Annotated in this window: 13 protein-coding genes and 1 other annotated feature; of the genes, 9 read left to right on the top strand and 4 right to left on the bottom strand. The window is 51.7% G+C overall.

The window, feature by feature from the left end; translation table 11 throughout:
• Window positions 1-31: 31 nt before the first annotated feature.
• Both KGZ92_01190 and iorA read right to left on the bottom strand, forming a co-directional pair.
• Entirely contained in the window at window positions 32-607 is a 576-nt protein-coding gene (locus KGZ92_01190; protein ID MBS3887900.1) for an indolepyruvate oxidoreductase subunit beta, read from the bottom strand.
• Window positions 604-2,334: an indolepyruvate ferredoxin oxidoreductase subunit alpha gene (iorA, locus tag KGZ92_01185; GenBank protein ID MBS3887899.1), complete on the bottom strand. Its 1,731-nt coding sequence runs from the start codon at window positions 2,332-2,334 to the stop codon at window positions 604-606. The genes KGZ92_01190 and iorA overlap by 4 nt, the downstream gene beginning before the upstream one ends.
• Before the next feature lie 176 nt (window positions 2,335-2,510).
• On the opposite strand from iorA, the gene KGZ92_01180 reads away from it, so the two are divergent.
• The gene (locus KGZ92_01180; protein ID MBS3887898.1) at window positions 2,511-2,738 is read left to right on the top strand and encodes a hypothetical protein; all 228 of its coding nucleotides are present in this window, start codon (window positions 2,511-2,513) and stop codon (window positions 2,736-2,738) included.
• 5 nt (window positions 2,739-2,743) lie between these two features.
• Window positions 2,744-3,607, top strand: a complete 864-nt coding sequence (locus KGZ92_01175; protein ID MBS3887897.1) for an AI-2E family transporter — start codon at window positions 2,744-2,746, stop codon at window positions 3,605-3,607.
• Window positions 3,608-3,617: 10 nt separating this feature from the next.
• Here the strand turns inward: KGZ92_01175 and asnS are convergent, their stop codons facing one another.
• A complete protein-coding gene (gene asnS / locus KGZ92_01170; protein MBS3887896.1) occupies window positions 3,618-5,006 on the bottom strand; it encodes an asparagine--tRNA ligase in 1,389 nt (462 codons plus the stop codon).
• 58 nt (window positions 5,007-5,064) lie between these two features.
• Window positions 5,065-5,278: a binding site (T-box leader), on the bottom strand.
• Window positions 5,279-5,940: 662 nt separating this feature from the next.
• Between asnS and KGZ92_01165 the strand changes: the two genes are divergently transcribed.
• The 6 genes from KGZ92_01165 (at window position 5,941) to KGZ92_01140 (ending at window position 10,703) form a co-directional block, all read left to right on the top strand.
• Window positions 5,941-6,819 (top strand): class I SAM-dependent methyltransferase, encoded by an 879-nt coding sequence (locus tag KGZ92_01165; protein ID MBS3887895.1) that lies wholly within the window; start codon window positions 5,941-5,943, stop codon window positions 6,817-6,819.
• 174 nt (window positions 6,820-6,993) lie between these two features.
• Window positions 6,994-7,272 carry a hypothetical protein gene (locus KGZ92_01160; protein ID MBS3887894.1) on the top strand — a complete coding sequence of 93 codons (279 nt, stop codon included), beginning with the start codon at window positions 6,994-6,996 and terminating at the stop codon, window positions 7,270-7,272.
• 101 nt (window positions 7,273-7,373) lie between these two features.
• Window positions 7,374-8,114, top strand: coding sequence for a PrsW family intramembrane metalloprotease (locus tag KGZ92_01155; GenBank protein ID MBS3887893.1), 741 nt, complete (start codon window positions 7,374-7,376; stop codon window positions 8,112-8,114).
• 85 nt (window positions 8,115-8,199) lie between these two features.
• Window positions 8,200-8,607: a 4Fe-4S binding protein gene (locus tag KGZ92_01150; protein MBS3887892.1), complete on the top strand. Its 408-nt coding sequence runs from the start codon at window positions 8,200-8,202 to the stop codon at window positions 8,605-8,607.
• A gap of 12 nt (window positions 8,608-8,619) precedes the next feature.
• On the top strand, window positions 8,620-10,467 hold the full coding sequence (locus KGZ92_01145) for an aldehyde ferredoxin oxidoreductase family protein (GenBank protein ID MBS3887891.1): 1,848 nt from the start codon (window positions 8,620-8,622) through the stop codon (window positions 10,465-10,467).
• Entirely contained in the window at window positions 10,467-10,703 is a 237-nt protein-coding gene (locus tag KGZ92_01140; GenBank protein MBS3887890.1) for a hypothetical protein, read from the top strand. Before KGZ92_01145 ends, KGZ92_01140 begins: the two co-directional genes overlap by 1 nt.
• Here the strand turns inward: KGZ92_01140 and KGZ92_01135 are convergent.
• Window positions 10,681-11,814 (bottom strand): PAS domain S-box protein, encoded by a 1,134-nt coding sequence (locus KGZ92_01135; GenBank protein MBS3887889.1) that lies wholly within the window; start codon window positions 11,812-11,814, stop codon window positions 10,681-10,683. The genes KGZ92_01140 and KGZ92_01135 overlap by 23 nt on opposite strands.
• Window positions 11,815-11,975: 161 nt before the next feature.
• On the opposite strand from KGZ92_01135, the gene KGZ92_01130 reads away from it, so the two are divergent.
• The gene (locus KGZ92_01130; protein ID MBS3887888.1) at window positions 11,976-12,137 is read left to right on the top strand and encodes a hypothetical protein; all 162 of its coding nucleotides are present in this window, start codon (window positions 11,976-11,978) and stop codon (window positions 12,135-12,137) included.
• The last annotated feature ends 263 nt before the right edge of the window (window positions 12,138-12,400 follow it).

The following is a 12,400-nucleotide window of genomic DNA, read 5'->3' as shown; positions in this document are numbered from 1 at the left end:
AGGCACTAGTCAGCCTTTTGATGATTTTGTGTTACGCCTCTTTTAGACCGGCGCTAAAAGCCGCCATGTTAAGAGCGAGAAAGGCGGGTGCTACTGTGCGGCGAATAGCTTCGTGCCAATCCTCCTTGGGGATCTCCATTTTGCGGGCTAGAGCACCTAGTAGCACCACATTGACTGTTTTAGCGCTTCCGGCCTCTCTTGCTAATTGTAGCGCGTCTAAGATATTGACATCATCGGCACGCTCCAGCAGAGTATCTAAGATCTCTGGGGGGTAAACAAATTGGCCGGTAATCACTGTCATGGGGTCAATCTGCTGGTTGTTGACCACGACCACGCCGCCCGGCCGCAGGTAATGTATCCAGCGCAGTGCTTCGAGTTTCTCAAAGGCGACTATAAAGTCGGCCTCACCTTCATCGATAACGGGCCCGTAAATCTTCTCGCCCATGCGTACTTGTGTAACTACACTGCCGCCGCGTTGAGCCATGCCGTGAATTTCGGACATCTTGACGTCTAAGCCCTGCATCATGGCGACTTCGGCCAAGATCTTGGAGGCGAGGATGGTGCCCTGGCCCCCGACACCTACCAATAGGATGTTTAGTGTTTTCATGAGCGGACCTCCTTCGCTATAGCGCCAAACTTGCATAGCCCCACACATAGACCACAGCCTATGCACAGAGAGCTGTTGATATGGCTTTTCTTATCGACGAAGCTTATGGCAGGGCAGCCAATACGCCCACACATCTTGCAGCCCACGCACTTTGTCGCATCAACGGCGAGGGCTTCTGTTGTTTGTTTGACTATCAAGGCGCAGGGACGTCTAGCGACAATGACCGAGGGCTCCCGCGTGGCTACTTCTCTCTTCAGCAAGTCTTTTAGACCGTCCATCTCAAAGGGGTCGACGACGAAGGTGCGGCTGACGCCTATGGCACGGCATAGTGCAGCTATATCAATTTGCGGGGTAGTTTCTCCACTAAGGCTTTTGCCGGTGCCAGGATGCTCTTGATGCCCAGTCATGGCCGTCGTGCTGTTGTCTAGTATGAGAACGGTTGCGGTACCCTGGTTGTAGACTATATCCATAAGACCAGTAAGCCCCGAATGCGCAAAGGTGGAATCACCAATTACTGCCACAGTCTTTTCCGCGAGCTCCGGATGAGCTTTTTCGAAGCCTAACGCCATGGGTATGGAGGCCCCCATGCAAATACACGTATCCATGCTATCTAAGGGCGAAAGCGCACCTAGCGTGTAGCAACCAATATCGCCCGTAACAACTAGGCGCAGTTGCTTTAGGACATAAAACACCGCGCGGTGTGGGCAGCCTGGGCAGAGTACGGGTGGGCGATTGGGCACCCTGACCGAGGAAATAGTTGTTGCTAAGGCGCTAGTACCAAGTGCGCGGCGAATGATGGTAGCGGAAAGTTCACCCATGATGGGGAAGAGGGCTTTTCCTTCCACTTGCAGGCCGAGCGCTCTTATTTGTTCTTCGAGGTAAGGCTCATTCTCTTCAATGACATAGAGAGTCTCTACTTCTCTGGCAAAGCTACGGATAAGGTTCTCTGGTAATGGCCAGGTAAACCCGAGTTTGAGTACAGAAGCCATGGGTAGAGCCTCTTTGACATATTGATAGCTTATTCCTGAAGTAATAACACCGACTTTTTTGTCCTGCCATTCAATGCGGTTTAAGGGGGTGGCTTCGCTATACTCTTTGAGTTGGCGATGGCGTTCTTCAAGCAGGAGGCGTTTTTGCCGCGCATGGGCAGGTATCATGACATTTTTTTGTATGTCCTTAGTATAAGGCTTAACAAGGCGCTCCATTGGTTCGTTTAGATAGACAATAGTCTTAGAGTGAGCTATGCGCGTGGTGATGCGCAAGAGCACTGGCACATCAAACTCCTCACTGAGGAGGAGGGAGTGCCCCACAAAATCCTTGGCCTCTTGGCTATCGCTAGGCTCCAGCATGGGAATTTTACTAAACATGGCATAGTAGCGGTTATCTTGCTCATTTTGTGAGCTGTGCATGCCTGGGTCATCAGCTGTAACGAGTACAAGGCCACCTTGTACCCCAGCGTATGACATGGTGAATAAAGGGTCGGCCGCGACATTCACACCGACATGCTTCATGGCAACGAGAGTACGCGCCCCAGCAATGGAGGCACCTGCTGCAACTTCCATGGCTACTTTTTCATTAGGTGACCACTGTGCTTTGATTTCTTTGTACTTGCTGATATTCTCTAGAATTTCGGTACTTGGTGTGCCTGGGTATGCTGTTGCCACGGCTACGCCATATTCGTAGGCGCCTCGCGCAATGGCCTCGTTGCCCGTAAAGAGTGCTTTCATAGCCTGACCTCCTGTGTAAATTTTCACTAGCGGCATCATTCGATTCTAGAACAATGGTACCATGATTTGTAGCGCCATTGGTTGTTTGTAGTATAAAAAGTATATTGGCTCACGCCTTGCATCACTGTGTGCTCGTTTTTTGGTATAATAAGTTGTCACCTAAGGGGAGGGAAAACATGGGCTTAGAACGTAGCGTCACCCTGACTTATCTTAAAATCGCCTGGAAATCTTTCTTGCTACTTGCCGTCATCTACTTGGGGTATCGTTTTTTGCTACTGTCCATGGTGCTGTTGGCGCCATTTATTTTGGCGGTTCTCATTGCCCTCATCATCGATGCGCCGGTGCGTCTCTTGCAACGTCATTTTCGCCTCTCACGCCATATCTCCCCACCTTGCTGGTGCTAACAAGCTTGTGCTATGTCGCAGTAGCGTTTTCAGTGTGGATAGTAGGCAGGTTAATTGCGGAACTCACCTACTTTGTCAGCAAGCTACCTCACTGGCAGGCCCTTCTCACTGAGCAGGGAGAGGCAATTGTGTCCCTGGTACAAGAATACTTTGCTTTCTTGCCCATCGACCTAAGGGCGCTCTTGGCCTTAGATTTTAATTTTGCCAACTTGGCTGAACAAATGAGTGCCACCATTCCGGTTATCATTACCGCCATTGTGGGCTTCGCTTCGTTGGTCCCTACAGCTGTGGTTTTTATAATCGTCTTAGTAGTGGCGGCCTTCTTTATTACGGTGGATTTAGATGGGCTGAAGTCCCGCGCAGTTAGTTTGACTCCACCCGGGACAGCACGGCCACTGCTCGATGTACTTGCTCGCCTCACTAAGGCCACCTTGGGCTGGGCAAAAACGCAATTAATCATGATGGTTGTGACGTCCATCATTGTCTTAGTGGGCCTCGTTCTCTTACGAGTTCGTTTTGTCATGCTCCTTGCTGTCACTGTCGGCGTAGTCGATGCCTTGCCCGTGCTTGGTCCGGGGGCTATCTTTGTGCCTTGGATTGTCTGGTCCTTGCTGGCCGACAATATGTTCTTGGCAGGTGGCTTGGCCATAATATATGCCCTTACTCTGCTGGGGCGGTATAGTCTCTCGCCGTATATTCTTTCAGAAAATATTGGCATTGAGCCTCTGCCTACGCTAATTGCGAGCTATGTGGGGCTGGTGCTGCTAGGGTTTGTCGGCCTAGCCATGGGACCCCTACTCCTAGTCGTATACAAGGCTTTAGCCGAAGTCGGCTTGATCGGCAAGGTTAAAGGGTGGCTCTTGTCGTAAGTGGCCTAGTCTATATCTTGAGATTGCCGACAGTGCGCGGGCAAGGGATGACATCGCGCACATTGCTTACGCCTGTCAAGTACATAATCAGGCGCTCAAAACCAAGGCCGTAACCTGCATGCTTAACCCCGCCGTACTTACGTAGCTCCAGGTACCACCAGTAAGGTTCTAGCTGCATGCCGAGTTCATTCATGCGGGCGACCAGCACATCTAGGCGCTCTTCCCTCTGGCTCGCGCCGACTAACTCACCTATACTAGGAACCAGCAAGTCTGTGGCGGCCACAGTGATTCCATCATCGTTTAAGCGCATGTAAAAAGATTTAATACCCTTGGGGTAATTGGTTACGAACACAGGCCTCTGATAGACTTCCTCGCAGAGGTAGCGTTCGTGTTCAGTCTGCAGGCCGTCCTCCCACGAAGGAGGGTAGACAAAATCCTTCCCCGATTCTTGCAGAATAGCGATCGCTTTGCTGTAGTCGAGCCGCACAAAGTCTAATTCCACCAGCTTTTCTAGCCGCTCTAACAGGCCAGGTTCCACATACTGATTGAAAAACTCCATTTCCTCGGGGCATTCCCGGAGTACATACTTTACGATATATTTTACAAGAGCTTCAATATTGTCCATGTTGTCGGCGAGGTCGGCGAAGGCGAGTTCTGGCTCTATCATCCAGAACTCAGCGGCATGGCGCGCTGTATGCGAATTTTCGGCCCGAAAAGTAGGCCCAAAGGTGTAGACATTCTTAAACGCTAAGGCGAAAATCTCGGCCTCTAACTGCCCGCTTACCGAGAGGAAGGTTTCTTTGCCAAAAAAATCTTGGGTATGGTCAACTCGCCCTGCCGTTTTCGGTGGATTTAGCAGGTCGAGAGTAGTTACTCTGAACATTGCTCCGGCGCCTTCGGCGTCACTGCTAGTGATAATGGGGGAGTGGATGTAGACGAAGCCTTGCTCTTGAAAGAAAGAATGGATAGCATGGGCCGCAACGGAACGCACGCGAAACACAGCCGAGAAGAGGTTAGAGCGAGGGCGCAAGTGGGCTATTTCGCGCAAGAATTCTAGAGAGTGCCGCTTTTTCTGCAAAGGGTAGTCACTGTCCGAGCCCGCCTCTACGGTGATTTCGCTTGCCTTTATTTCGAAGGGTTGCTTGGCACCTGGCGTTGCTACCACTACGCCTCGTACGCCTATGGCCGAAGCGACGGCAAGCTTCGTGATAGTGGCGAAGTCGGCGAGAGTGTTGTCGAAAACAATTTGCACATTCCTAAAAAAGGTTCCGTCATTGAACTCGATAAAGCCTACTGTGTTAGAGGCGCGTATGGTGCGCACCCAGCCTTCGAGGTGTACCTCTTGGTCAACATTGTGCGCTAGTTCACGGTAGAGGCTCTTGGCGGTAGTTGTTGGCATGGTCAGTCCCCCTTATCTGAATTTGTGGAACTATAAAAGCCCTTCATTCCAAGATTGCTCTTGGGACGAAGGGCTAATTCGCGGTGCCACCCAAGTTGCCCTAGTGGGCCAACTCCATAGCTGTAACGGGCAACCCGTCCGAGCCTACTCGCAAAACTGCTTTCGGGCGGAAGCTCAAGGATGTTCTTCGCTCTAGTCTAACGCACTGGGTCCCACCATTCCCAGCTCTCTTGAGCCTTGTCTAGAGTTACTCTTCCTCTCAATGCTGCTTTTCAATTAGCATGAGTATAACGAGCCTAGGTGCGTTCGTCAAGAGAATGGCTATTCATCGTTACCTGTGGTAGACTACACCATATATACAGCCGAGGAGGGCCAACACATGCCATTCAAAAAACCTTTTAAAAAGCCATTTGGAGATAGAAAAGAGACCGTGCGCGAGGATGTTTCCGAGAGAGGCGTTCCTTCTGGCACTCTGCGAAAGCAATCTACCGACAGGTCTAGATCGCGCCAAAAAACCTATAGTAAACCCGATCAAAACAAGCAAACATACGGAAAAGCCGAAAGGCGCAGTCCCGCCTACGGTATAACCGACGAGCGAGTACCGCCCCACGAAAGGCCGGATCAACGCCAACAGCCCTATGGCAAGCAAGGTCAAAGTAAACAAGCCTATGGCAAGCCAGACCAAAGTAAACAAGCCTATGGCAAGCCAGACCAAAGTAAACAAGCCTATGGCAAGCCAGACCAAAGTAAACAAGCCTATGGCAAGCCAGACCAAGGTAAACAACCCTATGGCAGGTCAGACCAAGGCAAACAACCGTATGACAGGCCAGACCAACGCACGCAAGCTCACGTCAAAATGGAACAACGCAATATAAGCCACGACAAACCAGCGGAGCGCAGCCAGCGGATTGATGCAGCCTACCGCCAAGCAGATATGGTGGCCACGAAGCGCGCCCCTAGATCTCCCCTGCCAAAGACAACTCCGCCTCCTGCACCGCGGCGGCCGGAGGAGACGCACTGGGGAGATGTGGCACTGTGGTATGACAAGCATGTGGGAGACGAGGGTAGCGAATATCATCGTGAAGTCATCCTGCCTGGAGTCCTCCGCCTGTTGAACTTAGACAAAATAACCTCGGGCAAGCCGCGACTACTAGATATAGCTTGCGGACAAGGCGTCTTATGTCGTGCTTTGGCTAAGGAGGGCTGTCAAGTTGTTGGTATAGACGCTGCTGCAGAACTTATTGCCGCGGCCAAGCGTCGCAACAGTGGAGACAATTTGTCCATAGATTATCGTGTGGCCGATGCCACTAAGCTAATCGAGGGTATAGGCAAGACCGCAGATGGACTGCGGCCTGGTAGCTTTGACGCGGTGACCATCGTCCTCAGTATCCAGAACATGACGCCGCTATCTCCGGTCTGGCATGCGGTGTGGTCCTTGCTTAAACCAAAAGGAACACTCGTTATAGTTATGATGCACCCCTGTTTTCGGATACCGCGCCACTCTGATTGGATGTGGCATGAAAAGTCCTTGCAGCAGCAACGTGTCGTTTCCCAGTACCTAAGCAGTGCCGAAGTAAGCATTGTTACTCATCCCGGAGATGCGGCGCGCGGCTTGGGTAGTTCTACGACGACCCATTTTCATCGACCTTTACAGGCCTATATCAACACTCTGGGCAATGCCGGTCTTTTCGTTGATCGCCTGGATGAATGGACTAGCCATAAAGTGGACCAAGCTGGCCCTAAAAAGGCAGCTATGGATAAGGCCCGTGAAGAAATACCTCTCTTTTTAGCTCTACGTGCCCGCAAAATGTAGCTCTTTGATGACGCAACTGCCCTCAGTACCTGGGCAGTTTTTTCTCGCCAAAAAATATTCACGAAAAATTCTGTTTGGGGCAGGATATTGGCGAAGAGTGGCCAATAAAATTATTAAAGAGGACCTGCCGAGCCCCAGTCTCAATTGACAACTAGTAATAACTAGGAGGTGAGTATGATTAGCGTCAAACATGCACCCCGCAAAGCCCATGTCAGCGGTCCGCAGTTCCAGTTTATTCATAGCCAAAGCCTGTCCGCAGAGTTTAACGGCAAAGTGGTTGACTGTGTTGAAGTCTGCGAGGTCGCGTCGCCTGATTTTTCTCCCGTGCCGCTTAGGATGCGTATTTACTTTACCGATGGAACATTTCTCGATGTTGACCGTAAAAGCACGGCATTACCTCGAACTAAGCGCAAGATTATGCACCTTAACTTGGCTTGGCAAAGTCGCCACTAGCTCTATCAGAGTGAGGGTCCCCGTTGTGTGTGCGGGGGCCCTTGTCGTATGATTGTGGGCGAAGTGAAGAACATATTACTACTGGCAAGAGGTTTCTCGCCTTGCTGGTAGAACATAGTAAGAGAAAGGCAGGTCATGTCATGCCGTTAGTGGCCATTGCTCTCGCGCCAATCTTCGCGCTTTTTACCTATTTTTATGTTCGCGACCAGTACGAGAAAGAGCCGAGCCTACTCCTCCTCCTGGTTTTTGGCGGAGGCTTTTTAAGTGTTGTGCCGGTTATTCTGCTCGGGCAAATCTTCTACTCCATTCTCAACTTCCTTGTAGATCCACGTTGGCTGCTCCATGACCTTATTGAAAATTTTATAGTTATTGCCTTGGTCGAAGAAGGGCTTAAATTCTTGGTAGTGCTGCAACTTGCCTATCGCCACCCCGCTTTTAATGAGCCCTATGACGGCATGCTTTATGCCATCACCGCCTCTCTTGGTTTCGCTGCTCTCGAAAATATTCTCTATGTGTTAAATGGCGGCTTAGTCGTCGGCTTCGCTCGCATGGTGCTCTCTGTGCCGGCGCACGCCCTGTTTGGGGCCTTTATGGGCTACTATGCCGGGAGAGCTAAGTTCTCTGTAGCTCATAGCAAGCATTATTTGTTCGCGGCGCTCTTGTTTCCTACTCTACTCCACGGGCTCTACAACTTTCTCTTATCGATAAATCGCGGTGAGTTTGCCTTGCTCGTGGTGCCGCTCTCCCTGTTTATGTGGTGGCGAGCTTTGCGCCAAGTACGCATTGCCTCCTTGCGCTCACCATTTAGACCGCAGAATCTACCCCCAGGGGAAGACAGCTAGACTAGGCAGGAATTTAGATGTTTCATCGCGAACTAGACTGACTTGTAGTAGAATTTCTAAGATAATTAGTGGGGGTGTTTGTTTGTTGCGTCTGGCTACAGAATCTAGTCGATGCTCAGGATGCAAAGTCTGTTTGACGATTTGCGCCCTAAGTCATTTCGGCGAGAACAATCCCAAGAAGGGTGCACTGCGTGTAGAAGGCAAATTTCCTGTTCCTGGGGTGTTTGAAGTTGCGGTATGTAATCAATGCGGCGAGTGTGCTAAAGTGTGTCCGGTCGATGCCATCAGGGAAAGCGACGGAGTCTATATTCTCCACCGCGAGGATTGCATTAGTTGCATGAACTGCGTACCAGTATGTCCTTTTAATGTTCTTATCGTTCATAATTCCGAGAGCGCTCCTATCAAGTGCGACAATTGTGGCGATTGTGTGCGTTACTGTCCGCGCGAGGCTATCGTCGATGCAGAACGTGTTCTCACTCGTATAGGTGGATAGGGAGGGCTAGAAATGAACGGTTATGCAGGGAATATTCTGCGGGTAGATCTTTCCGCTAGGACGCATCGTATCGAACCGCTGCCGCAAGAATTAGCCGATAACTTTATCGGCGGGAGAGGTTTCGTGGCTAAACTCATGTGGGATGAAATCCCACCCGGGGCCGACCCCTTAGGTCCAGATAACAAGATAATTATCGCCCCGGGGCCGCTCACGGGTGTTTTTCTGCCCGGTGCTGGCAAGCTTGAGTTTGGCGCGAAGTCCCCCGCATCGGGTGGCTACGGCGACTCGAATGTCGGCGGGCATATTTCCCCAGAAATCAAGCAGGCTGGCTTTGACACCATCATTCTCTCCGGACAAGCATCATCGCCGGTTTACCTGGTGATAGACGATTTCAATATTTCCATACGTGAGGCGGGTCATCTTTGGGGCAAGGGTGCCATTGAGACAGAGACTGCCCTTAAACACGAGCTTGGCGAAGAATTTCAGATTTGCACTATCGGACCAGCTGGAGAAAACTTAGTTCTCTTTGCCTGCATCAGCCACGACTATGGACGACAAGCCGGGCGAACTGGCATTGCTGCGGTGATGGGCAGCAAGAACCTCAAGGCGATAGCAGTGCACGGCACGAAGAGCATCCCCCTTGCAGACCCAGAAGCGGTTCTTAAGAAGGGGAAAGAGATGTTTGCAGCCTGCTTTGACAAACCGGGCTTTCTAGAGTGGACACCTCAGGGCACCGCGGGGGTCACGGATTGGGTCAACGAAGTTGGCGCTTTCCCCACGCGCAATTTCCAAACAAGTTTTTTCCCCAAGCACAAAAACATCAACGGCGAAGCCTTAGTCAACAGGATTAAGATAACGGACAAGGCCTGCTTCGGCTGTCCTATTCCTTGCGGCAAGTACTCACGCGTTAAGAGACCCCAGTATGACGTGCACGTCGAGGGGCCTGAATACGAGACCATAGCCCTTATTGGCGGCAATACCGAGATCGACAATATTGAAGACTGTGCTTACGCTAACTACATTGTGGATGAGCTAGGCCTTGATTCTATATCGGCTGGCAATGTCGTTGGTTTTGCCATGGAATGTTACCAGAAGGGTATCATCACCACAGCAGATTTAGATGGCCGTACTCTCAACTTCGGGAGTGTTGACGACTTTGTCTGGCTAGCGCAGGCCATGGCACACCGTCAAGGCATAGGTAATATTTTAGCCGATGGTGTGAAAAGAGCGGCGGCAGTTTTTGGACAGGGTTCTGAGCGTTTCGCCATTCATGTGAAGGGCGTAGAATGGACTGGGTATGAGGCCCGCTATGCCCCCGCCATGATGCTCTCGTACATGACGGCCGATGTCGGAGCGCACCACAATCGCTCCTGGGCCATCACTTTTGACGTGGCCAGCGGCCGCGACAAGTTAGAGGGCAAGGCCAAACGCGTAGTCGAGTTGCAGCATATTCGTCCGCTCTTTGACATGCTCTGCCTATGCCGCCTGCAGTGGGTGGAATTAGGCTTCGAGCTCGACTGGTATCCGCAAATTTTTGCCGCCGTTACCGGCAAGGAGCAGAGCTTTGATGAGTTGCTCAAGTTCTCAGAACGCGTATGGAACCTCACACGTTCCTACAGCCTGCGCGAAATCGAAGGCTTTGGCCGCGATTTTGACTACCCGCCTAAGCGTTTTATGGAAGAGCCCATTCCAGATGGTCCGGCCGAGGGCAAGTTTATGCCACGCGAAGTTCTCGACCGTCTCCTAGATGAGTACTACGCCTTGCGCGGCTGGGACGCGAGGGGAATTCCTTCGCGGCACAAGCTGGCGGAGTTGGGTCTCTCCTTTGTGGAGCCGGTTATCGCTCCTCTGCGCAACTAATGGGGGAGGTCCGAGTAAGCGTACGTGGGCATGTCGTCAAGTACTTTCCAGGGGAGGCGGAGCGCTTTGTCGTAACGATAGAAGAGCCTCTGGCTATAGTGGACTTGCTCCGGCAACTAAAGGTAGACCCCCTGCTCATTATGATGGTTCATGTAAATGGACGTAAGGAGCCGAAGTCGAGCCTGATTCACCCTGGTGATGAAGTATTGTTTTTTAGCCCACCGGCGGGAGGTTAAGCTCGCGCACTGGGAAAATGACTTGAATACTGGTGCCCCCCTGGTCGGTCTGCACCTTGATTTGCGCCTGATGATGTTCGGCAATCTTACGGCACACCGCCAGACCTAGGCCCGTGCCATGTTCTTTCGTGGAGACAAAGGGTGTAAAGAGTCTTTCCATGACATGTAGGGGGATGCCGCAGCCCTGGTCCTCGACACACAGGACAACAGCCCCGTATTCGCCCCTTATGTCAATGTTAAGCACTCGCCCGCCGTTTTCCATAGCGTCCATACCGTTTTGGAGGAGATTGAGCAAGAGCTGCTTAATCTCCTTTTCGTGAAGCCAAAGCAGGGGAAGGTCGGGCTCAAAATGGGTCTCGATGGTCATGTCTCTGAGCAGCGCCTCGGCCTGAATGAGGGGGAGCAATGATTTTACCACGCTACACAATGAACATAGTTGCTTCTCACCCCGCGTATGTTGGCCTAGCGAGAGAAACTGTGTGATCAACTCATTTATCCTGTCAAGCTCCTGAATCATGAGGTCAAAGTGGAACCGATACATGGCGAACTCTTCCTTGAGGCGCAAAAGCTGCAAGTAGCCCCTTACGGTGGTCAAGGGGTTGCGCACTTCGTGGGTCACCCCCGCGGCCATTTCGCTCAATGTATACAGCCGGTCTAGGCGCGCAAACTCCGTCATCATGCGTTTTTGTTCCGTAACATCTCTAATCGCGCTAATAAAGCCAATCTGATGCCCCTCTGGGGAGCAGAGGGGGGAGATGGAAGCTAGTACGTCAAGCAACTCCCCCTCACTCGTCAAGCGCTGTGTTTCCATAGGGGTAGGAGCATTGCCGCCCCCTAAGCCGCGGAGGACTTCCTGCTCAGTGGGCAAGACATGCCCTGGGACAAGATTCCACACACTAGACCCCACAGCTTGCTCGGCCTGCAACTTGAACAGGCGTTCCGCAGCGGGATTAAAGCTCGTGATCGCGCCCTCTAGGTCGTAGGTAGCAATGGCGTCGTGGCTGCCGTCGATGACAGTGTGGGCAAGGCACAAGGCCGTTCTGAGCTCTTTAGATTGGCATGAGTTATGGCTACAAGCTAGCACATCCGTAGATACTCTCTTTAGCGGCATTTGCGCACCCCTCGTCCACTGTCTCTGACACAACGGTACTCATTACACTTCTTGTGATGAAATACCTGCAGAGGCGCGAAAAGATAGTGAGATAATTTAGAGTTCGCGGGATTTCATAAATCATGGCCTTGGCAAAAGGCAAGCAAAGGGAGGGAAGCAAAATGAAAAAACCACAAGTAGGCATTAGTCAGGGCATTATGTTTGGCCTTGGCATCGGTACTAGCTACGGATTTTTGTCGGGAGCCATACTGCCTAGTATGGGGGTAGGCCTGCTCTTTGGTCTGGCCGTGGGCTTGTTGTTCCCCGAAGCATCTAAAAAATAGACTTCCGACAGTGGGCGACAAAGGGGACGTTGCGACAGCGGGGACGGTTCTTTTTGTCGGAATTGCGCGACAAAAAGAACCGTCCCCGCTGTCGCAAACACGCCTTCTTCTCTCTTGCCTCTTGCCTCTTGCCTCTTGCTTCTTGCCTCTTGCCTCTTGCTTCTTGCCTCTTGCCTCTTGCCTCTTGCCTCTTGCCTCTTGCCTCTTGCATCTTGCCTCTTGCCTCTTACTTCTTGCATCTTGCCTCTTGCCTCTTGCCTCTT

The organism is Bacillota bacterium (genome assembly GCA_018333655.1).
Lineage (GTDB): Bacteria > Bacillota > UBA994 > UBA994 > UBA994 > BS524.
This window is presented reverse-complemented; position numbering and strand designations above follow the sequence as displayed.